General features: G+C 57.3%; 19 protein-coding genes. 1 reads left to right on the forward strand and 18 read right to left on the reverse strand.

Annotated elements, in window-relative coordinates:
- Positions 1-72: 72 nt before the first annotated feature.
- Positions 73-273, reverse strand: coding sequence for a transposase (locus tag AB1E33_RS08545; RefSeq protein ID WP_372576845.1), 201 nt, complete (start codon positions 271-273; stop codon positions 73-75).
- 253 nt (positions 274-526) lie between these two features.
- Positions 527-1,171, reverse strand: a complete 645-nt coding sequence (locus AB1E33_RS08550; RefSeq protein ID WP_372576846.1) for an HAD family hydrolase — start codon at positions 1,169-1,171, stop codon at positions 527-529.
- Between the two features lie 139 nt (positions 1,172-1,310).
- Between AB1E33_RS08550 and AB1E33_RS08555 the strand changes: the two genes are divergently transcribed.
- Positions 1,311-2,468 (forward strand): sugar-binding transcriptional regulator, encoded by a 1,158-nt coding sequence (locus AB1E33_RS08555; protein ID WP_372576847.1) that lies wholly within the window; start codon positions 1,311-1,313, stop codon positions 2,466-2,468.
- 47 nt (positions 2,469-2,515) lie between these two features.
- Here the strand turns inward: AB1E33_RS08555 and AB1E33_RS08560 are convergent, their stop codons facing one another.
- The 16 genes from AB1E33_RS08560 to AB1E33_RS08635 all read right to left on the reverse strand — a co-directional run bounded on the left by AB1E33_RS08560 (position 2,516) and on the right by AB1E33_RS08635 (position 22,906).
- Positions 2,516-4,864, reverse strand: coding sequence for a glycoside hydrolase family 65 protein (locus tag AB1E33_RS08560; RefSeq protein ID WP_372576848.1), 2,349 nt, complete (start codon positions 4,862-4,864; stop codon positions 2,516-2,518).
- A gap of 35 nt (positions 4,865-4,899) precedes the next feature.
- Positions 4,900-5,883 carry a carbohydrate kinase family protein gene (locus AB1E33_RS08565; protein ID WP_372576849.1) on the reverse strand — a complete coding sequence of 328 codons (984 nt, stop codon included), beginning with the start codon at positions 5,881-5,883 and terminating at the stop codon, positions 4,900-4,902.
- 79 nt (positions 5,884-5,962) lie between these two features.
- A complete protein-coding gene (locus AB1E33_RS08570) occupies positions 5,963-7,030 on the reverse strand; it encodes a substrate-binding domain-containing protein (RefSeq protein ID WP_372576850.1) in 1,068 nt (355 codons plus the stop codon).
- A gap of 82 nt (positions 7,031-7,112) precedes the next feature.
- Positions 7,113-8,276 (reverse strand): sugar ABC transporter permease, encoded by a 1,164-nt coding sequence (locus tag AB1E33_RS08575; RefSeq protein ID WP_372576851.1) that lies wholly within the window; start codon positions 8,274-8,276, stop codon positions 7,113-7,115.
- Between the two features lie 12 nt (positions 8,277-8,288).
- Positions 8,289-9,821 (reverse strand): sugar ABC transporter ATP-binding protein, encoded by a 1,533-nt coding sequence (locus tag AB1E33_RS08580; protein ID WP_372576852.1) that lies wholly within the window; start codon positions 9,819-9,821, stop codon positions 8,289-8,291.
- 171 nt (positions 9,822-9,992) lie between these two features.
- Complete coding sequence (locus tag AB1E33_RS08585) at positions 9,993-11,042, reverse strand: substrate-binding domain-containing protein (protein ID WP_372576853.1); 1,050 nt, start codon at positions 11,040-11,042, stop codon at positions 9,993-9,995.
- A 384-nt stretch (positions 11,043-11,426) separates the two neighbouring features.
- A complete protein-coding gene (locus AB1E33_RS08590; protein WP_372576854.1) occupies positions 11,427-11,834 on the reverse strand; it encodes a universal stress protein in 408 nt (135 codons plus the stop codon).
- A gap of 71 nt (positions 11,835-11,905) precedes the next feature.
- Complete coding sequence (locus tag AB1E33_RS08595) at positions 11,906-13,699, reverse strand: thiamine pyrophosphate-binding protein (RefSeq protein ID WP_372576855.1); 1,794 nt, start codon at positions 13,697-13,699, stop codon at positions 11,906-11,908.
- Positions 13,699-15,108, reverse strand: a complete 1,410-nt coding sequence (locus AB1E33_RS08600) for an aldehyde dehydrogenase family protein (protein WP_372576856.1) — start codon at positions 15,106-15,108, stop codon at positions 13,699-13,701. The genes AB1E33_RS08595 and AB1E33_RS08600 overlap by 1 nt, the downstream gene beginning before the upstream one ends.
- Before the next feature lie 34 nt (positions 15,109-15,142).
- Entirely contained in the window at positions 15,143-16,021 is an 879-nt protein-coding gene (locus AB1E33_RS08605) for a sugar phosphate isomerase/epimerase family protein (RefSeq protein WP_372576857.1), read from the reverse strand.
- A gap of 94 nt (positions 16,022-16,115) precedes the next feature.
- Positions 16,116-16,928 carry a citryl-CoA lyase gene (locus AB1E33_RS08610; RefSeq protein ID WP_372576858.1) on the reverse strand — a complete coding sequence of 271 codons (813 nt, stop codon included), beginning with the start codon at positions 16,926-16,928 and terminating at the stop codon, positions 16,116-16,118.
- Positions 16,925-18,811 carry a bifunctional sugar phosphate isomerase/epimerase/4-hydroxyphenylpyruvate dioxygenase family protein gene (locus AB1E33_RS08615; protein WP_372576859.1) on the reverse strand — a complete coding sequence of 629 codons (1,887 nt, stop codon included), beginning with the start codon at positions 18,809-18,811 and terminating at the stop codon, positions 16,925-16,927. Before AB1E33_RS08615 ends, AB1E33_RS08610 begins: the two co-directional genes overlap by 4 nt.
- 15 nt (positions 18,812-18,826) lie before the next feature.
- Complete coding sequence (locus AB1E33_RS08620; protein ID WP_372576860.1) at positions 18,827-20,122, reverse strand: TRAP transporter large permease; 1,296 nt, start codon at positions 20,120-20,122, stop codon at positions 18,827-18,829.
- Complete coding sequence (locus AB1E33_RS08625) at positions 20,119-20,676, reverse strand: TRAP transporter small permease (protein ID WP_372576861.1); 558 nt, start codon at positions 20,674-20,676, stop codon at positions 20,119-20,121. The genes AB1E33_RS08620 and AB1E33_RS08625 overlap by 4 nt, the downstream gene beginning before the upstream one ends.
- 33 nt (positions 20,677-20,709) lie before the next feature.
- Positions 20,710-21,720, reverse strand: a complete 1,011-nt coding sequence (gene dctP / locus AB1E33_RS08630) for a TRAP transporter substrate-binding protein DctP (protein WP_372576862.1) — start codon at positions 21,718-21,720, stop codon at positions 20,710-20,712.
- A gap of 97 nt (positions 21,721-21,817) precedes the next feature.
- Positions 21,818-22,906 (reverse strand): Gfo/Idh/MocA family protein, encoded by a 1,089-nt coding sequence (locus tag AB1E33_RS08635; protein WP_372576863.1) that lies wholly within the window; start codon positions 22,904-22,906, stop codon positions 21,818-21,820.
- Positions 22,907-22,994 lie beyond the last annotated feature (88 nt).

The raw sequence follows: 22,994 nt of genomic DNA on the forward strand, positions 1-22,994 counted from the left end.
GCCTTGCCATTTACCAATCGAAGTTGTGCGTCCCAGGCGCTGCTAGCCGCCTGTTGAATGCTGGAGTGGGGTTCAGCCTAACCATGCTGCAAAATCGCGGACCTGTCTGAATGTCGAAGGGTGTGGTGCAAGTCCAGCAATCGCTGTCGCAACTACCGGGCCAACGCCTGGTATCGCGGTAAACCTCTGACATGTTTCATCTTCCCGCGCACGCTGTGCGATTTGCGCTTCCAACTCTCGCCCCCAATAATGGCTCCCGGAACAAGCCTCCATCACAATGGTGCACGCTGACAGTTCTGCAACAAACGACAGAAGTTTGTTGCGTCAGAGTTGTTTGCGAAAAACCACCTCTCCTGCAGAGCTGCAGCCATGAAGTTGAAGCACATTCTTCGCAAGATCTATGCCGACAAGGTCCAAATCCGCCACTTTGCAAACCTCCTGATGGCTGCCACCTCCAAAACCTATCAGATGAGAGATCAGGGGATGTCCATTCTATCAGAGCCTCTACCCTCTATGATCGCTGTCGCTAGCGCTCTTCCATCTGATCAATATCAATCTCGGCCAAGGTTGAGACCACCCGGTCCGCGCCGGGTAAGTCCTCGTCGTGGTCATCGTGCCGCACACCGACGCAGTAGAACCCGCCCGTCTTTGCCGCCAGGACCCCCGATGACGAATCTTCGACTACGATACATTCTTCGACCGCAAGGCCGAGACCGCTGGCTGCGGCCAGGAATATATCGGGGTTGGGCTTACCATTCGCCACGTCATCTCCGCCGATGACAACCGGGAAGGCATCAAGCAGTCCCGCCTTTTCGAGTACGGATCGGACATTTGCACTGCTCGAGGCAGCGGCCAGCCCGTACCCCTCTGACTGGCATTTGCGCACAAGGTTTACCGCGGCCTCAAAGACCTGGAACTCCCCCTGTTCAATCATCTCGACATAATAGTCGTTCTTGCTGTCAGCGGCGATTCTGACTTCGCTATCAGAGTGACGGGTCATGACCGCACGAGCACCGTCATAACGAGGCCGGCCATCAACAAGGCGGCGATACTCCGCCCTTCCAAACGTATAGCCATGTTCTTCGAACATACGTTTCCAGGCGGCGAAATGTGCCGGCACGGTGTCGACCAGCACACCATCGAGGTCGAAGATTAGTCCTTTGATCGCCATGCCGGATCTCCATGGTCAGAGCGTTTGTCCAAGACAGGTAACACGCACCGAGATATCTGCAATTGCTTGGCATGTGAATGTGTATCTGGCATACTTATTCACAGCCACCCACTTCTGCCATCAGACATTGTCGGGGCACATGATAGACGTCAAAAAACTGCCTTTCGAAGAGCGCGCGCAATGCGCGGCCTATATGCGCGCGACCCACAACATGTCGCAGACGGAGATCGGCAAAATCCTTGGCGGGCTCTCGCAGCCGCATGTGTCCCGGTTGCTGAAACATGCGGAGCGGCAGAACTATCTGGTGATCGAGCAGCGTTTCGTCAAAGAGGATTTCTCGGATGAGTGGATCCGTCAGATGGATGAATTTCTGGCTCCCTCGGGGCTGACTGCCGATCTGGGCAGGTTTTGCCGTCGCGAAGGTATTGGAACGCCGAGGCTCGGTGTGTTCGAAAGCGGTCCGGGCAATACCGAGGTGGCCTTAGCTCAGCGCCGCACCCGGTTCGGGCGGACGGCGTCGGGGCGTCTGATCGAATTGATCGAGAAATCCTCAGTCGTAGGTGTCGCCTGGGGTCGGACAATCAAGTCTCTGGCCGAGGGGATCGCCGCCTCACGACAGCCGATCAGCAAGACCCGAAGAATCGAATTTGCCGCCGTATGCGCCGAATTGGTTTCGCTGGCCCAACATGGATATTCCGCAAGCAGGTTGGCGGGGAGCTTCGATGAACTGTTCAACGAGGTGCCGACAGAAAACCCGCAACTGACCGGCTTTCCGGCCTATGTGCCAAGGCATTATGACGAGAACATGCGCAGGTCGATCTGGCATTTTATTTCCGACACGCCCGGCTATCACCGGGTGTTTTCCGGGCCGGATGCGCTGATCGGAAAGATGGACATGCTGATCTCCAGCGTGGGGTCTTCGAATACGCCGGTCTTGGGCAGCTTCGAAGAGCTGGTGCAGGCCGGGGGAATGCGGGCCGATGATCTCAGGCAACTGATCATCGGTGACCTTGGTGGAATTCTGATCCCCAAGACCGGATTGTCAAAGACAAGGAAAGCCCTGATCGACGATCTGAACGGCCTTTGGACCGGCATCAAGGCGGAACATGTTCAGACGATCGCGGACCGGGCGTTTTCCGATCCAAGCCAGAGCGGCGTCGTTGTTGTCGCCATTCAGAAAGAGCGTGGAGACACCGTCTTTGAATTGATCTGCCGGGGGCTGGTCAATGAGTTGATCATTGATCACACCGCTGCCGAGCAACTGCATCAGCGAATTTCAGAACAACTGGCAGATTGACAGTTTACAGGGCATGCGCCGTCGGAGCGGAGCGACCTCGTGGCAGGTCACACCAGTTCAGGAGCAAAGGTCACCTCCTGACCCGCGAGCAGTGTGACCTGGCGACCCAGAACCTCAATGACCTCTTTCGTACCGGCTGGCGCTGTTAACTGGAAGCAGCATTCATCAGGGGTAATCGTTACGGCCACATCGTTACCCTGCCATTTCAGGGAAAACCGGATGTTGGTCCACTGCTCGGGCAACCAGGGCTTGAAGGTCATCCTGCCGTGTTTAACGCGGAACCCGCCAAAGCCACATACGAGCGACTGCCAGGTTCCTCCGGCAGACGCGATGTGCATTCCGTCCTGTGTATTGCCCTGGTTGTTGGCCAGATCGACAAAGGCGGATCGTTCGAAATAACGGTGCGCCGAGGACATGTCGCCGACCTCAATCCCCATGATCGAATGAATCGCCGGGCTGAGCGAGGATTTGTGCATCGTGCGCTGTTCGTAAAACGCGTAGTTCGCCGCTTTGACCTCGTCCGAAAACTCGTCGGGCAAAAGGTAGTTCAACATGATCACATCGGGTTGCTTCAGCAGCATCGACCCGTTCAGCGAGAAATGGTCATGGCCGCTTGGATAAAGTGGCATGTGGTTCTTATCCCACTCGGTGATCGGGATGTCCTCGAGCTGGAAATATCCTTCGAACTGTTCAATCAAGTTTCGCGAAGGATCGAAGGGAACATAGATTTTTTGGGCGACCTCGGCCCAGTTCTGCACCTCTTCCTCTGCCAGTCCCAATCGTTTCCGGAGTGCATCGTGCTCTGGCGAGCCGGTTGCACATAGCTCTCCAAATACCCGGGCGGATTGCTCCAGGTGCCATTTCGCCATCCGGTTGGTGAAGGTGTTGTTGTCCACATGTTCGTGAAATTCATCCGGCCCGATCACGCGAGTCAGTTCGTACCGGTTCTCGCTGTCGTTCCTTTCCAGTCGGCTGATCCAGAACCGGCTGGTCTGGTACAGAACTTCGGCGCCGAAATCGCGCAGGAAGTCCTGATCTCCGGTCGCTGCAACATAGCTGAGGATGCCAAAGGCCACGCACGCAGTGACGTGGATCTCTTCTTCCCCCGTCCAAATCCGATTGGCCCCATCTGCTGTCCATTTAGGCGTGGTTTCGACCCCGGTATCGGCGGATTCCCAAGCGTATTGCGCGCCCTTGAATCCGCTCGCCCCGGCGTTCTCGATTGCTCCATTCAAGGTGTAATAGCGATACTTCAACAATGCCTTGGCCGTCTGGGGTTGTGTGAAGATGTAGAAGGGAAGCAAGAAGATTTCGGTATCCCAGAAGACGTGCCCCTTGTACCCTTCTCCCGACAGGGACTTGGCGCCAATATTGGCGCGCGGATCATTCTCGTTGGCGGCGATCAGCAGGTGATAGATGTTGAAGCGCATTGCGCGCGTTGCCTCTTCATCACCAGTCACAATGCAATCGCAGGCGTTCCACTTTGCGCGCCATACGGCGGCGCTTTCGTTCAGACAGGCAGAAAAACCCTTGGCTTGTGCAGTTTCCAAGGAGGCTTCGCATTTTGCGGCTAGTTCAGCGCCGTTCAGATCGCGCGATGTATAGACCGACACGAGCTTGTCGAAGGAATAGCTCTGTCCCCTTGCGGCTTCGATCGAAATGGTTTGCGAGACCCGCTCATACTCCCGCTCCACCCGCTCAAAACCGCTGTCGGATGGCCGTTCCAGGCTCGATGCCATGCCGATGGAAATTCCGGTGTCCAACGTGAGCGCTTCGATGTAGGTCGCATCGCTGGAAGCATGCGAACGAGTCACTTTAAGATGTCGGCTCTTGGCCCATTTTTCCCACTTCACTTCTGGATGAAACCCCGTGCCGCCCTTATAGGCAGGCAGGCGATCCAGATTGTACCGCCGGGCGTCCAGCGCACTTTCCACGGTGATTTGTGAAGAATGGTTTTCAGCTGTGACCGTCAACTGAATGCCGCAGATATGCTGATCAGCGAAACTGGTAAAACGAAGGCTTGAAACTCTCGTGCAACGCCCTTTGCTGTCCTCGAATACGGTATCTCGGTGCAGGAACCCCGTCTGCAGATCCAGCACCCTCCGATGCTCGACCACTTTGCAGGTCTGCACATCCAGAACTTCACCTTCGACCCGAACCCTGAGCGGCAACCACGTTGACACGTTCACTTGGTCGGTCACGGTGGAATCATGGTGATCGTAGACCCCGGCCAGATAGGTGCCCGAAAGCTCGCCCTTGTGGCCCTCTTCCAGCGATCCCCGGGTGCCCTGATAGCCATTGCCAACCGTGAATATGGTTTCCTTGAAATTCGCCTCATTCAGGTCGAAATGTGTTTCTTCGATCAGCCAATCGCGACTGCTTAGCATGGGATGCATGTCAGGAACTCCGTTCGGGTGATGTTGCAGAAATTTCAGCCGCCGTAGGTTTCGGCAATCTGACGTTCGGTTTCGTCCAGCGTGTCATAGACGTCCAGTTCGCTGCTGGAGCAGCGCTGCGCACCCGCGCAATTGCCGAACTGGCAGGCTTTGACAAAATCGCGGGTCTTGAGATAGCCAAAGGCCAGCCCACCTGCAAAGCTGTCGCCACAACCGGTAGTGTCGACTACATCCTCGACCAGCACCCGTTTCACCAGATGCTCGCGCATCCTGCCTTTGTCGTCCTTGTGGTAGACGGCGCAGCCATGCTGATCGAGTGTGACATACAGCGCCTTGACCCCGCGATCCAGACAATGCCGCGCGAACTTGGGCAGTTGGTCCATCGTCAATTCGCTGATGTCGTGCAGCTCGTCAGAACCGTATTCGCCTTTGAACCAGCTACATTGGGCCTCTTCCAGGTTCATCTTCAGCAAGTCGATATGCGGAAGCCACCGGTCCCTGTCGACCCAGAATTTGTGATACCGCTCGCCATGCGCCGAACATCCATTGGTGGGACCGTGTGCGTCGAACACGATCAGGCCGTCGCTGTTGGCCTTGATGTAGCGCACGGTTTCAAGCGGAACTTCGAAATCGGTGATCGGGACGAAAACGAAGGCATCGCACTCCATCAGATCCCCGATATCCTCGGGCAGGATCGGGTTCATGAAACCGGTCTGGGTTTCATTGCGCCGGTTTTGGTCGACATAGACCAGGTCGATCACAGCGCCCTGATCGGCATCACCGGTCACATGGCTCACATCCACATGCGGAAAGCCTGACAGCAAATCACGGACCTTGCTGACATCCGATTTGCGCACATGGCTGACGACATTGATCTTGGACCCCTGCCCTGCCAGCGATGACATGCAGACCGCCGTGTAAACCGCGCAGCCAAACTTTTCAAAGTTTTCGCCCTGATAGCTGGTGATATTGTCCCGTGGGATCGGGCCGAGTACGGCAACGTTGATCTTGTCAGACATGGCGCCCCTTGCTTGATATCTTGGTTGGACTGACCGGCCTTCGTGTTCGAAAACCCGCCCGAAAATGCTCGATCAGCCGTCAGTTCTGATAGACCTGTTCGCTGGTATAGAACCCACCTTCGATCACTGTGGCATCAATCGTATCCTTTGACACAGCAAATACCGGAGTGATGATCGTCGGGATTTCGGCGTACCCGTTATCAATCAGACTGTAATCAGTGATCAGATCGGTGATGTCGGTTTCAGGAGATTGTGCAATTTTGACAGCCACATCGGCGGCTGCATAGGCCAGCGGCTTGATCTGCTTCCAGACCTCCAGAGCCTGCACATCATCGGCAACCAGCCTGACATTTCTGAGGTCCGCATCTGATCCCGCGACAAAAACCTGATCGACCGTTGCCATATCCTCATCGGCCAGCGCCGCCAGAACACCAAATGCCAGACCGCTGTTGTTGGCAATGAAGGCATCGATGCCATTGTCATATTCAACCAGCAGATTTTCGGCCGTGTCCCGGGCCATGTCCGGGGACCAGTCGACATGGCTGCGATCGCTGACGAGTTCCAGGCCGGGATGTTCCGCGATAACTTCCAATGCACCACTACTCAATGCTGCTGCATTAGCGTCACCGGGCTGGCCCCGGATCAAAGCCACACGGCCTGCCACTTCGCCACGGGTGCTCTTGAGCCAATCGACCATGGCTTCGGCCTGAAGCTGCCCCACGGCCCAGCTGTCTTGCATGACCATAACGTCAAGCGGGCCATCCTGCAGCATAGAGTCGTAGCCGACCACCTTGGCGCCTTGATCCTGCGCCAAATCAACCAGCGCCCCTGCCGTCGCGGTGTTGACGGGCTGCAGCACCAGAACATCCACACCGAGATCCAGCATCTCTTCGACCTGCTGCAGCTGACGCAAAGGATCGTTACCGCTGCTGTCGAAGATCACATCGGCGCCCTGCGATTCCGCGCGCGCGATGAACAGGGATTTGTCTGTCTGGTATCTCGCTTCCTGCATGGTCTTGAGCAGGAAACCGATTTTCACATCCTCCTGCGCTGCCGAAATTGTGGGCAGCAACCCGGTCAACAGGCCGGCCAAACCCAAAGCTTTGAGGCCATTTCTTTGTAAGCTCGCAAAAATGGACTGTACCATCGCTCACCTCTCAAGTGTCTTGCATGAAATTGGGACTGCCGGGAGATGTCCCCGGTGCGGACACACCGGGGACCTGTCCGGACTACTTCTTTTTCTGCATCACATCGAACCACACAGCTAGGATGATGATCAGGCCCTTGATGATGAGTTGATAGAAGGTAACCACCCCCAGCAGGCTCATGCCATTGTTCAGGACGCCGATCAGCAATGCGCCGATAATAGTCCCGCTCACCTTGCCGGACCCGCCGGCAAGGCTGGTGCCGCCAATAACGACCGCCGCAATCGCGTCCAGTTCGAACATCGTCCCCAGGTTGGGTGACGCACCATTCAGACGCGAGGCAAGGATGATGCCAGCAAGGGCCGACAGGACCGAGATGACGGTGTAGACGATCATCTTGGTGCGCACGACATTGATACCGGACAGACGCGCCGCGTCTTCGTTGCCGCCAAGCGCATAGAGACGGCGGCCAAACCGGGTGCTGTTGAGCGTATAGATGCCCGCAAACGCGATGACCGCAAAAATCGCCACCGGAACCGGGATGCCCTTGTAGCTGGTGAACACGTGGAACGCCAAGGCAAAGCCACCGATCATGACGGCGCCGTTGACCAATAACTCCTGCATGTTGACTTCAACACCGTGGGCTCGGCTTTGCTGAACGTCACGAAAGATCGAATAGACGGCAAGAGCTGCGCAGACGATCAGCACGATACTGGACATCATTGGCGGGATGTAGGCGCCACCGATCAGCGGAAACACTTTACTTGTTACAGGTACAGAACTGCCATTGGTCAGCGTCAGCGCGAGGCCACGTCCAATTGTCAGCATTCCAAGCGTTATGATGAAGGGTGGTATATTGAACTTGGCGATCCAGAAGCCGTTCCACGCTCCAATGCCTACTCCGACAATCAAGAGCGTTGCGGGCACCGCAATTACGGTAGGTACGCCATATTGCATCATCAGCGTGCAGACCACGGCCGACAAGCCGACGACAGAGCCCACCGACAGGTCGATGCCCGCAATCAGAATGACCATCGTCATACCAACCGCGATGATCCCGATGATCGTGACCTGGCGGGACAGGTTGCTGAGGTTGCGCGCGGTAAAGAACGCATCGTCGGCAAAGCTGAGACCGATGACCAACACGATCAGCGCAATCAGCGTCGCGTTGTCCTTGATAAAGTTTATCAGGTGATTTTCCTTGGCGCCGTTGACACCGACACCTGCAACGTTGCTGTCAGCACTCATTTGCTTCCTCCCTTATGCGCTGCCGGTGGCATACGCCATGATTGCTTCTTTCTTCGCGTCGTCCCGTTCAAAGTTCGACACGATTTCGCCTTCGCACATCACCAGGATCCGGTCGCACATACCCAAAACCTCGGGCAGTTCGGACGAGATCATGATGACGGTCACACCCTGCTGGACCAACTCGTTCAGCAGCTTGTAGATTTCCACTTTCGCGCCGATATCGATCCCGCGCGTGGGTTCATCCAGGATGAATACATCCGGTCTGGAGTTCAGCCATTTGCCAAGAATGACCTTTTGCTGGTTCCCGCCGCTCAAGGTGCCGATCACCGTGTCAATCGAAGGGGTTTTGACGCCCAGCTGATCGACATATTCCCTGACGACCTTGCGCTCCTGCTGGGTGTTGATGATGCCCAGCACCTTTGAGCTGATCGTCTCCAGCGAAGAGATCGTGGTGTTGAAGGAAATGGATTTATCCAGAAACAGGCCCAATGCCTTGCGATCTTCGGTCAGCAGGGCAATCCCGGCATCAATCGCATCCTTCGGCGATTTGATCTCCAGCTTTTGACCGTTCAGTTTGACCTCACCCGTGGTCTGGTCGGGATAGGCACCGAATACGCCGCCAACCAATTCGGTTCGACCGGCTCCCATCAGCCCGGAAATCCCCAGAATCTCGCCCTTGCGCGCGACGAAACTGGCGTTCTTGACCAGATAGCTTCCCGGCAGGTCGGGGTTTGTGACGGACAGATCGTTGACCTCCAGAGTCACCTCGCCCGGTGTGAAATCGAGTTTGGGGAACATGTCCTTGATGTCGCGCCCGACCATGCGGGCAATGATCTGGTCAAGTGTGATATCCGCGATCGGGGTCACTTCGCCGATTGTCTGACCGTCCCGCAGAACCGCAATCCGGTCGGCAATCTGTTCGATCTCTTCCATTTTGTGCGAGATGTAGCACATGCAAACGCCATCTGCTTTCAGCTTGCGGATGATGCGGAAGAGGTCCTTGACCTCTTTGTCCGTCAGCGCCGAGGTCGGTTCATCCAGCACAAGAAGTTCTGCTTTCAGCGACAGGGCCTTGGCGATCTCGACCATCTGCTGTTTGCCCACCGTGATGTTCTGCACCAGATCGGTCGGGCGAATATCGTTGATACCCAGCTCATTGAGCAGTTTCTGGGTCTCGGCAAAGGTCTGGTTCCAGTTGATCTTGCCTCTGGAATCCGTGAATTGGCGATCAAGAAAGATGTTTTCGGCAACCGACAGGCCGGGGATCAGGTTGAGTTCCTGGTAGATGATGCCGATCCCTGCGGCTTCTGCCTCTTTTGTGTTTGCGAACCGAACCTTTTCGCCCCGCAGATAGATATCGCCTTCGTAGGTCGGATAGGGCCAGACACCGCTGAGCACTTTCATCAGAGTGGATTTACCCGCCCCGTTTTCTCCCATCAATGCCAAGAGTTCGCCTGACCGCGCTTCGAAATTGACATTGTTCAAGGCACGGACCCCGGGAAAATCCTTGATGATGCCCTGCATTTTGAGGATGACGTCCGACATGTTTTTTCCCAACAAATTCAGGTTTCTATCTCTGATCACGTCCGCGCCGGCCGACACAGGTCGGCGCGGAAAGATCAAAAGAAGGAGGGCACCATGCAGCCGCGCGCGGGGAGAAGCACGCTTAAAGGCGGAACGGCTATATGCCCTCCTCCAGGTTAATCGCCCTTGGGATCAGTTCCCGTAGACTTCTTCCTTGGAGTAGAAGCCGCCTGCGATGATCGTGTCGTCGATATTGTCCTGCGTCACCAGAGTGATCGGAGTCACGATCGTTGGCACGTCGGCGTATCCGTTGTTGATGACCTTATCGACTTCAACGAGATCAGCCGGTGCGCCATCGGGAGCGGTTGCCAATGCAACGGCCACTGCGGCGGCGGTTTCGGCCAGCGGATCGATCTGTTTCCAAATCTCGACCGCCTGCTTGCCCTGCGCCACGTATTGAATATTCGCCAGATCGGCATCGGATCCCGCGACAAAAACTTTATCTGCCGACGCCAGCCCCTGTGCCTCAAGCGCAGCAATAACACCACGTGCCATACCACTGTTGTTGGCAATGAACGCATCGATGCCGTTGCTGTTTGAAGTCAGAGAGTTTTCCGCCGTGGCCATCGCCTTTTCGGATGACCACCCCTCATGTGCCTGATTTGTCACCAGTTCAATGCCCGGGTTGGCATCGACGATTTCCAGTACACCACTGCTCATCGCGATGGCATTTGAATCGCCGGGTTGACCTTGGATCAAAGCGATTTTTCCAGAGACCTCGCCATTTTTTTCCTTCAGCCACTCGACCATGGCTTCGCCCTGCAAGCGGCCAACGGCCCAACTGTCCTGCATCACCATTGCGTCCAGCGGACCATCAACCAGCATCGAGTCGTATCCGACAACGCGGACGCCTTCACTGTTGGCCATGCTGACCATGCTTCCGGCGGTACCGGTATTCACCGGCTGCAGAACGATGACAGTCGCACCTTTGGCAAGCATATTTTCGAACTTGGCAAGTTGGGTCAGCTCATCATTGTTTGCGGAGTCGAAGATGACTTCTGCACCAAGCTCTTCGGCTTTGGCGGTAAATGCCGCACGATCCCGCTTGTAGCGTTCCTCCTGCATCGTCTTCAGCAGAAATCCAATTTTGACGTCGCCCGCCTGCGCCGCGCCTGCCGTCAACGCAACAGCGGCAACGGACATAAGGACGGCTCTACGGGTAAATGTCTGGAATAGGGACATATTTCCTCCAGTTCATGTTCCTTGGCAGCAGGTCATTTTTGACCTGCAACACGTTGCGTTTCGTTGATTGACCCCAACACCGCTTACACCGGTTGTGGTGAGATCCTGAACACAATGCGATATCGCTAACGTACCACCGTCATCCGTCTGATAATTTGTATATTCATATGACATACTTATTCACTACAGTTGTAATCCAGGTCATGACCAGAAAGACTGCAGCCAAATTCTCCTGGCATCTGCAAGGTAGGGAGTACAGCTTAGTATTTGATTTTGCTGACTTTAAGATGTGAAAGCCTGGTGGTTACCCAATCGAAATCACGCGTCTGGAAGGCGTAACCACCGAGCAGGTTTGGCACATCCGTGTGTTCCCGGCACCGCAGCTTACCTCACTACCAGCACCGAACACGGCGCACGTCGCACCACGCGCGAGGCGGTGGAGCCGAGAAAGTAATCCTCGACACCGGGCTTGTGGGAATTGATGACGATTAGGTCGGCACTGGTTTCCGCCGCCAGATCGGGGATCGCGACCCCCGGTTTGCCGGACAGCACGGCGGCATCAAGGCCTTCCTGATCAGTTGCCAAAGCGCGGAGGCGTTGCTCGATCTCCGCCCGGATATGGTCGGCGGGCTTCACGGTGGCGTATTCGGCCACATAGGCAGGGACGTTTTCAAGCACTGCGACAAGGGTGATCTTTCCGGGAGTTGCCAACAGGCGACGCGCTGTCTCAATGGTCCGTTGCACATCGTATTCGTGGTCCAATGCGATAGGGATCAGGATGTTCGTGTACATGGCGGGGCCTTCCGGGAGAGGTTTGCAAGGTGCATCCGGTCGCAGCCTGTCGCGACGGGATGCACGGGTTTTCAGGTCGAGACGTGGCTGACGTCCTTGTCGGGCGAATAGATATCGAGGATGTTCCAGTGACCCGTCGTAGGTGTGGGATTGTTGATCATCGGGACATCCAGAACGGTGGGCTTTCCGCTCGCGATCGCCGCCTCAAGCGCGGGCAGCAGGCCATCGGCAGAGCTGACCCGAACGCCTTCGGCCCCATAGGCCCGGGCGATCTCGGCGTAGCCCGGACCATTGGTGGGTGCATCTGCCGTGCCGGGAAAGGTGGTTCCATAAGTCAGCCCGTAATGCGCCTTTTGTAGGCCCGCGATAGTTCCGAAGGCATTGTTGTTCATCACCAGCCAGATGATTCCCAGATCGAGTTCCACGGCGGTGGCAAGCATGGAGGGGTTTTGGCCGAACCCACCATCGCCGACGAGGCTGATGACCACACGCTCAGGCGCAGCGAGCTTCGCGCCGATCGCGCCGGGGGGGCCGAACCCCATGGTGGCAAAACCGCCAGGTGTCAGGATCGAACCCGGTGTCAGGATGTCGAACTGTTGACCGACGCCGTTCTTGTTCCAGCCAACATCGGTAGTGATGATGGCGTCGTTTGGCAGCGCCTTGCGGGTGTCCGCCAGTATGCGCTCGGGCATCATCGGAAAGGCCACGCTTTCCGCCATCTCGCGGTTGCATTCCTTGTAGCTTGCACGGAATTCCGCGATTTCGTTCTTCTTCGCTCCGCGATCAAAACCGTCCGGATACATCTCTTTCGCCACGCGGGTCAGGACCCGCAACGCGGCTTTGGCGTCTGCCACCACACCAATCTCAGTCGGATAATTCCGGCCGATCTCCTGCGGTTCGATGTCGATATGGATGACCCTTGTGCTGTCACCCTTGCCGCCGATGTTAAAGGTGTAGCCCGGATACCAACTGGAACAATCGGCCTCTTTGAAGCGGGTGCCAATCGCAAAAATAGTGTCGGCGTTCAGGCAGGACTGATTGACCAGTGACGTCCCCCAGAAGCCCGTCATGCCCATGACCAGCGGATGGTCGTCCCGCAGCGCTCCCTTGCCCATGAGGCTATGGGCCACTGGCAGGCCCATATGCTCGACGAAATCAGCCAGTTCCTCCGAGGCCTCTGCCAACAGAATACCGCCTCCCACATAAGCCACCGGATCTTTGGAATTGGCCAAAGCCGTTACAATTTCGCGCGCGGTATCGTCATCAATGGAAGGTTTCTTCAAGGCCCGAGTATTCTGAGCAACCCGCTCGAACGTATCAGCAGGGATCACTTCCGAGAATATGTCCATCGGTACATTGACCAGCACCGGCCCGGGTTGACCGCTTTCGGCCAGATGAAATGCCTTTTCCAGAATGTCAGCCATTAGCTCGGCTCGATCCACACGCCAGGCGCGTTTCACGAAGGGACGATAGATTTCCCATTGGGCGGCGTCGGCGTGCAGATTGACCTCCTGATGGGGATGCTTGCCGTAGTAATGTGTCGGGATATCCCCCGCGATCACCACCATCGGTATACAATCAAGCGCGGCATTGGCGACGCCTGTCGCGCAATTGGTCAACCCAGGCGACAGATGGGACAGCACAACCGAGGCCCGGCCCTGAACCCGCGCGTAGGCGTCGGCGGCGTGGCTTGCGATTTGCTCGTGGCGGACGGTGACAAAGTCAATCGGGCTTTCTGCCAGCGCGGCCAGCACGGCGATATTGGTGTGACCGCACAGGCCGAACACATGCTGCACCTCACGGCGTTCAAGGAAATCGACGATATGTTCCGCGACGGTTTTGCCGTCCAGTTTCGACCCGTCCATCACGCCACCTCCTGTCCATAAAACTCACCGAACAGCTCCTGCTCCGAGGGGCGGTCCTCGGGGATCGGGCGACTGACCCATGTGTAATTCATCATCTGCTTCATTGTGACGTTCTCATTGGTGATGTTGCCGCCCCAGATCCCGCACCCAAGGCTGGAAGTCATCGGCATCCCGTTGGTCCAGGCACCGGCATTGGCCTTGGATTGCGGCTGCCGCACCATCATCCGGCTGACAGGTGCAAGACGGGCCAAACGGTCAATATTCTCGTCATTGTGAGAATAGATTCCACAGGAATGGCCCCTGCCGCCGGTATTGTAGATGGACTCCACGATCTCGAGCGCGTCGTCGAATGTCTCAAAATGGTAAAGCGCCATCAGCGTCGTGAGCTTTTCTTTCGAAAACCTGTATTCCGGTCCGATCTGGCCCTGATTTTCGACCATCAGAAATGTCCGATCTTCGGGGATGGAAAACCCGGCGAAATCTGCGGTCTGCTGTGGCCGGCAGGCAATCGTTGGGAAAGTGCGGTTGCCCTTGGCATCCCACATGGCCTTTTCCAGAAGCGCTTTTTCCTCTTCGGTGCACAGATATCCGCCTTCGGCGACAAGCGCCTCGACCATCTGGTCGTAGATCGCGCGTTGAATGATGATATTGCCGTCAGCCGAGCAGCCCGACCCGAAATCCGACGTCTTTGAGATCCGTGTATTTCGCGCGGCAATGTCGATATCGGCGCTTTCGTCGATCACGATCGAGGAATTTCCAGCACCCACACCATACGCGGGTTTGCCGCTGGAATAGGCCGCCTGCACCATGGGCTTGCCCCCGGTGGCCAGCGTCAGATCGGCGCGGCTCATCAGGTATTGGGTCAGCGGAATCGACGGGTGTCGGATCGCCTGGAACAGGTCCTCGGGCGCGCCGGCGGCCTTGCATGCGGTGCGCATCAGCCCGGTCATCTCATAGGTCGTTTTTGCTGTGCGAGGATGGGGAGAGAAAATCACTGCGTTGCGCGCATTGGCGGAAGACACGCCGGTCACTGGCGGAGTCATCGCCGGGTTGGTCATTGGAATGAGAGAGGCGATAACACCGGCAGGTTTGGCGTATTTGACCAGGCCACGTGCTTCGTCGGTTTCAACGATGCCGGTCGAGGGGGTGCGCAGCACGTCGCGCAAGACCATGTGGATCTTGAACCGCTTCCCGGGGCGGCCTTCCCGATCCCCGATCCCGCTTTCATCGACGCCTTGCTGGGCCAGACGGGTGAAGCTTTTTTCGTTGCCTGCATACCAGGCAATCGCCTGGCTGAGGCGGTCGAGCCGGTCCTGGCTCCATCCCTCTATTTCGGCCATCGCAATGCGGGCACGAGCCAGCATGCCCTCGGCCAGGTTACGTTCGTCTTCGGTCAATTCTCGTGCCATGATTGGCGTCCTTGCTGGTGTTCTGATGAGAGGTTCAGGCCGCGATGTGGGTAATCTCGCGACGTTTGGAGCGGGCGGACCCGAAGGTCCGTTTGGCATGTGCCAGACAACGGCGGGCGTGCTCTTCATACCCAAGCTCTTCGACCCGGCTCTGGTTGGGAAGCTCGATGGCATAGTTCATGGGCGGGCAGCGTTCGATGATTCCGGCGAAATCGATCCATCCCTCGCCCGGGTAAAGCCGCGCATCGCGTGCCAGCTGAACCATGCCCTCGCGGGTATCGGCGATCCCTGGCAGACAGTCCGAGATGTGCAGGAAATGCAGCCATTCGGGCGGCACATGCAGAAGCTCGCCCAGATCGACCCGAGACAAGTGCAGGTATAGCGTATCCACAAGTATGCCACCGTTGGGTCGGTCTGCTGCGCGCACGATGTCGAGCACTTCGTCGAGGGTGCGCAAGCGGGAAAAGGATGGAAATTCCAGATCGATGGTTATTCCGTATGGCGCCGCGAGATCGCAGGTCTCGGCATAGACATCGAGCAGGAAATTCCGGTCATCGCGCCGGGTGGTCCATGCGGACATGATCATATGGCGCGCGCCGAGTTCCCCGCCTAGTGCGAGTGCGGGTTCAAAATCGCGCGGATCGCAATCCTCGGTGATCCTGGCCAATTCTACATCCAAGACCGTCAGCCCGGTCGTTGCGAGCGCCGTTCGCGTGGCCTGCACCTGCGCCTTATCAAGCGGGCGCTGATCAAACTCGCCGGGCACGTTCATCGTAATGAACCGAGGGCTGACCGCGTCGTATCCTGCGCGTGCCGCAACATAGACAAGCTCGGCGGGCGTGCAGTTGATCAGCGTCAAATGGGCAAGCGAGTATATCGGTGCTTCATTGGTTGCTGTCTGACTGTCGGGCATCAATCACGCCTCCGGCGTCACGAGTTATCATTTTCCTACATTATAAAAAATATCTGATGTTTTGTAAATCATCATTTTATTTCGAGCCATTGACTCATTCAATATCTAGGCGAGGCTGGAATTCCGGCAGGTATCTGGGTGGCATCGGCCCCTTGTTGCGTCCTCCCTGCTGCATTTGCTCCCATCCATGCGCCAACACGCCGACCGAGCGGCTCAGGCAGAACAAACCGCGTGACAGCGGCGGCGGAAAACCCAGCTCGCAGAAAATCACTGCAGTCGCGCCGTCGATATTCATGGCAATTGGGGTGCCGCGCTGCGCGCCGATCTCGGCCTGCACGGCCTCGCCGATTTCGGCGAACCGGCCAGTGACGGTTCCGGCCGCCGCAGCGTCACGGACAAGCGCCATCAGACGCGGGGCGCGGGGATCGACGGGTTTGTGGAACCGGTGGCCGAAGCCCGAAACGATCTTGCCGTAAGTCGCGCGCCAGTCTGCGATGCCGTCTCGCGCGGCGGTTCCCAGATCGCTGCCATCATCCAACCGCGCGGCGATGTCCAGATAGAGCTCGGCACATTGCTCTCCTGCTCCGCCATGCACATCCCCCAGCATATTTACACCGGTCGCCATGACGTTGTTCAACCCGACACCACAGGTTGCGGCCATCCGTGCTGCCGCGATGGAGGGGGCTTGCGGGCCGTGGTCAACACCTGCGACCAAGGCGCAGTCCAGCAACGCAGCCTGCTCCACCGAAGGCAAGTCGCCCCTGGTCATCAACCAGATCATCTGGCCAAAGCTCACATTGCCGATCAACTCTTCGATCGGGCGACCGCGAAACGCGATATGGCCGGGTTTCATGTCGATGATAGACGTGCGCCACCAATGGCGGACGGCCTGTGCGTCGTCGCTCATGCGGGTACCTTTGTTTTGCTCAGATGCATCTGGGCGGCCAGCCGGATCGGTGCATTCCGCGCACCGTAACCTTGATAACCGCCCTTTCGCTGCACGATTTCGAAGAAAAATCCGTTAAAGATCGGCTTGCTGTAAATCTGGAAATACTCTGCCTTCCCGTCCCGATCATAGAGTATGTGACCTTCGCGCAGGGTCGCCGTCAGGTCATCGGAAAAGCTGTAGCGGACCTGCAGATCATCATAATAATTGGCTGCAATCGGAAGCCGCTCGAACCCAGAGGTTGCCAATTGAGCAGAGGTTTCAAAAATGTCGTCCGTCGAAAAGGCGACATGCTGGACCCCTGCGCCAACCCCCCCTGCCAGGAAGGCACCGGCAAACGTGCGCCGCTCACCCGCCCCGTTCAGATTGAGCCGCACCTCGCCCTCGGGGCTGGCCAATGCCTGGCTGAGGATCACGCCTGAGGGATCCGCGACGTCGACGACGCGGGCTTTTTCCATCAGGAAGGTCGACATGTAGTAGGTCAGCCAGCTTTGCATTTCCTGATACCGCATCGTCTGCGCGACATGATCGATCCGCCTGAGGCCTACAGGCTGCGCGGCCCCTTCCCTTGGCACCGGATCAAACTCGATATCCCACACCCGGTGAAGATCGGATTTCTCGTCGATGAAATGCACAACCGAACCGCCAACACCCTTGATCGCAGGAATATCCAGCTCTCCTGACCCCACGGGCTGAGAGAATGCCGGCGCACCCAGCCGGGTGGCGCGGGTGACGGTCTGGTCTGCATCTTTTACACGCAACCCCATGTCACACACACACGGTCCGTGTTCCGCCAGGGCTTTGGCTGCAAACCCACTTACCTGCGCATTGACGACGATATTCACCGCACCCTGCCGCCAAAGCTCGACAGTTTTGGAGATGTGTCTGCGTTCTTTTCGGAAGGAGAGGCTGCTCAGGAGTTTCGTCAAAGACCCACGATTGGCATCATCAACGGCGAACTCGACGAACTCGACACCCGTCGGATAGATGCGTGGCGGCAGATCCTGCAACGGGCGGGGCAGCGCAGGTTCGGTTTGCGCGACCTCATCCAGCAGCGCAACGAGGGCACGATAGCCATCCCTGGCATATGTCTCGCGGCTATCCTCTGCACTTGAGCTGATCCGCGCGATCGACCACGGCCCCCTGTATCCCGCACGCGCCACGATCCGAACGAAACTTTGCAGGTTCAGGGCGCCCTGTCCCGGCAAGAGGCCAAACCGGCTTTTGAGCCGTGAGATATCGACATCGAAAGCTGGCGCATCCGACAGTTGGACGTGGAAAATCCGGTCACCGGGAATGTCGCGCAGACGCGCCGCCTGCGAACCGTCGGCCAGCGCAAAGAATGAGTTCAATGCTAATCCCAAAAAGGGGCTATCCACGGTCTCGATTATGTCATGTGCTTCCAGTTCGGTGCGGATATGTGCCGCCCAAGGCAGGGCGATGAGCGCCGCGCGACATCCGGCCTGACCAACTCGGGTGGCCAGTTCTGCCATGTCAGCCGCAGTGGTCTTCCGATCCGACGCAGAATTGCTTCGCTTGCTGGTGCCAACTAGCAGCGTATTGGCCCCGAGCTTGCCCATCAGTGCAAGCTTCTGATCTAGGCGCGCGAAAGCAGCTTCGCGCTCGGCACCCGCCAGACCCTCGAAATCGTGGAAGGGTTGGAAAACGTCGATCGACAGGCCCAGCGCTCCGGCCCGCTCTGCAACCTCCTCCACGCGGCCCGGAAACCCGGTGAGGTCAGGCTCGTACAGTTCGATTCCGGAGAAGCCGGATTCAGCGATTGCATCCAGTTTCGTCATCAGGTCACCGGGAACCGAGGTCGTGGCGATCGACAGTCCTGTCATACCCGATCTCCCCGATCATCCCTGATAGCCGAAGACCCGCGGCAGCCAGAGCACCATTTCGGGCATCAGCAACATGGCAAGCAGAGCCACGATCAGGACCGCAAGGAAGGCCCAGATTTCGGCAATGATCTCGCGCAGCGGGATGTCCGTGACCGCGTTGATTACGAACAACAGGATGCCATAGGGCGGCGTGATCAGACCGATCATGGAATTCACCACGACAAGCACGCCGAAATGCACGAGGTCGATACCCAAAGCCTCGCAGGTCGGAATGAACAGTGGCACGATCACCAGAATGATTGTCGTGGCATCAAGCACACAGCCCAGCAGAAGGATCAGAATATTGACCAGGATGAGGAAGACAATCGGGCTGATATCCGCGCCTTCCAGCATGGCCGAGATGGATTGCGGGATCTGTTCCTGAATGACGATGAAGTTCAGGATGAATGCGCCGCCTATGACGATCCCCACCGAGGCGGAAGACCGTGCGCTGTCAACAAAGACGCGGTAGAGGCCGCCAAGCGAAATGGCGCGGTAGAACATCGCCGCCAGCATGAGGGCATAAAATGCTGCAACAGCTGCCGCTTCGGTCGGGGTCGTGACGCCGCCGTAGATGCCATAGAGCAGGATCGCGGGCATCAGCAGCGCCGGAAAGGCGTTTGCGGTCTTGGCAGGCAATTCGCGGAGCGGGACCGGATCTTCGATGGCAAAGCCGCGTTTTCCAGCGAGGTAAGTGTTCATCGCCATCAGCACCCCGCCCATGATCAGGCCCGGCAGAATCCCCGCAAGGAAAAGCGACCCGATGGAGGCTTTCGATACCAACGCATAAAGGACCATCGGGATCGAAGGCGGAATGATCGGGCCGATAGTGGCCGAAGCTGCGGTGATGGCCGCCGCATAACCCCGGCTGTAGCGGTTGTCCTTGGTCATCATCTCGATGATGATCTTGCCGATCCCTGCAGCATCCGCCACGGCAGAGCCTGACATCCCCGAGAAGATCAGCGAGGCGACCACATTGACGTGGCCCAACCCACCCTTGAACCGCCCAACAGCTGCAACACAGAAATTCAGCAACCGATCGGTGATCGAACCTGCATTCATGATATTCGCAGCAACGATGAACAACGGCACGGCCAGGAGAATGGTGCTCTTGTAAAAACCCTGAAGTATCTTTTCACCGGCAAGGGCCACGTCCAGCCCGGCAACGCCAAGATAGGCCACCGAAGCCAACAGGATCGAATATCCGATCGGCGTTCCAACACCCGCCAGCAGGAAAAGCGTGAACAGGCATGTGAGGAGTTCGAAGCTCATTTCGCGTCTCCCTTTTCGTCCTGGTCAGCTTCGTGGACAGCTTCGACGACAAGTTCGAGCTCGGTTTTCGGTGGCCCGTTTCGCAAGACTTCAAAGAAAAGCCATGCGTAGCGAGCCGCAACCGCGATGGTGAAGATGGCATAGATCGAGAACACATCTCGCATCGGAATCTTGGCGCCGGTGAAGGGGTTCCGCACGGTGGTAGTCTTGCGGATCTTCATCCACTCGATATAGTCCCAAGTCGGCAGGAACGTATAAAGCATGCCGATGGCAATGGCCGCCGCAGCAATCAGCGCGAAGATCTGCCGGGTCCGTTTGCCGACCGACAGGTAAATGATGTCGAACTTCACATGATCCTGCTCGCGCACGACAAAGGCGCAGGCAAAAAAGATCACCCAGACCCAGAGGATGCCGATCAGTTCAAGCGTCCATCCGGCAGGGGTGAAGAAATAGCGCAGCAGAATTTGCAAAAGAAAGATTGCGAAGATTGCCGCCAGCAAGCCGCCGGCAATCGCCTCTGCAAGTCGGGAGAACCCCCTGATGAAAGTTTTCATGGCTGTTCTCCCTCCTGATGGTGTCGGTTTGGTTTAGTTGCCGAGCGTGTTGATCTTGTCCAAGACACCCTCCGGCCAGGTCGCCGCAAACTCGCTATCGAGGTACATCGACTGGACTTGGTTGCGGAATTCGGTCAGGTCGGGCTCGTAGATGGACAGGCCCTGTTCCTCGAGGAAAGCGACAAGGTCGGCCTCTTTCTGGAGCTGTTTTTGACGACCGGATTCGGCGGCGGCATCGGCGGCTTTCTGAACCACCTCCTGCTGCTCAGGTGTCAGCTCGTCCCAGACTGCTTTTCCGATCGCGATATAATTCAGGTCCACCAGATGCGACGTCAGAACGATCTGGTTGGTCACTTCGTAGAATTTTGCGTCGACCACCGTGGGCAGCGGGTTGTCCTGACCGTCAACGGCGCCAGTCGACAGCGCGGTGTAAACCTCGGAGAAGGCCATCGGTGTCGGTGCGGCACCCAAGGCCTTGCCCAGAAACTGCCACGCGTCGGTCCCGGGCATCCGCAGGTTCACACCCGCCAAATCCGCCGGCGTATTGACGGTCAACTCTTCCTTTGGTTGGCGCAGATTTACTTGGCGGCGACCAAGATACATGACCGAGAGCAGCTTCACGCCAAGGTCGTTTTCAACGGTTTCCTTGAAGCCATCCATCAGCGGGTCGTTGAACACGGCCACCTGATGGGCGGCGTCCTGATGGACGTAACCTGCGGTGAAAATCGAGAATTCGGGGAAGAACTGTGCCAGTTCTTGTGCCGAAGTGATCGACATTTCCAGATTGCCCCGACTGATCGCGTCAAGCTCGGTGCCCTGTGTGAAGATCGTACCGTTGTAACTGGGTTGGTAGTCGACGAAATCGGCCACCATTGGTGCAAAAACGTCGGCCATTGCCACCGAACGCTGGTCCGTTTCCGAACCGGATGTCGCCATCCGCAACGTGATCTTGTCAGCAGCGAATGCAGGGGCCGCGCTACCGGCAGCCAGCCCCAGGGCAGCCAGCGACGCGATGGCCGCTCGACGGGTAAGATTGGTGATCATGGTTTTCCTCCCTTGGATCAGACCATTGCAACGAGGTCGCGTCATTTATTGCTGATTTTTATTGTTTTGCAAGATATTTTATAAAATATCTGACATTTTAGATTTTAGCAGTTACGTTTTGAACGCCGGTTTTTGCGTCGACGGCATCCGCGATGCGCACTTCGGCGCCGGTCTGGGCAGAAACCGCTATGGCCTCGACAACTTCCAGCGATCTCCTCCCCTGCGGTCCGGAAACCAATGGAGTCTCGCGGCCTTGAATGACCTTTGCAAAGTGATGCATCTGCGTCGCCAACGGATCGTCGGACCCGCAGGTCACCGATGTCGCCGAGATCGGCGTCCACCAATCTGGCGTTGGCTCGTGCCGCCAGACCCTGAGATCCGGTAAGGACAATCCACCCTCCGAGCCACCGATCAGATAACAGCTTTCATTCGTCGCGGGATATGCCGGGTTTTCTCGAGACGTCAGCTCCCAACTCCATGGCGCGACGATACTGTCCGAGACCGAAATCGTCGCGACCGCACCGCCTGCAAAGGTCAGAATGGCGGTTGCCAGATCCTCGTTCTCAAACCCACGGGCCGAAGGAACGGCGATCGCCTGAACAGTTCGAACCTCGCCGCAGAAATGGCGCAGCAAATCAACATCGTGTACGAGGTTGACCGATATCGGACCTGCACCCTTGCGCATCCGCCAGGGCGCTGCCCGGAAATAGTGATCCGGTTTGTAGAACCAGCAGGTTGCCTGCACTGCGCGCACATCTCCGATCGCCCCGCTCGCCAGAAGGTTCTTTGCTGCCCTTACCATGCCGTTGTGCCGCCGATGGTGTCCGACAAGAAGAGGAACGCCAGCGGCTTCGGCCGCGTCCGTCAGAATACCGGCTTCGCTCGAGGTGACCGCTATTGGCTTTTCAATCAACACAGGACAACCGCGCGAAATGCAGGTCAGCCCCTGATCCAGGTGCATCGGCGTTGGGGTGGCCAGCACCAGGCCATCCGGTGTTAGCTCTTTGAACATCTCGTCCAGCGATGCGAAGGCTTTGGTGCCCAATTCGACAGCCGATCTCCGACTGTTGCCATCTGGATCGACTATCGCTGCCAGTGACAATCCGGGCGATCGACGTACAACTTCGGCATGTCGCCGACCAATCAGGCCAAAGCCCACGATGGCGATAGAAGTTGCTGCTGACATTGGCCTCGCCCTTTGGTTTCCGCGTTCCGGGCGCACACTATTCCGTTTTGACTGGCAATATCAATATCATCAGATATTTTTATTTTAC

The sequence above is a fragment of the Ruegeria hyattellae genome, assembly GCF_041537925.1.
Lineage (GTDB): Bacteria > Pseudomonadota > Alphaproteobacteria > Rhodobacterales > Rhodobacteraceae > Ruegeria_C.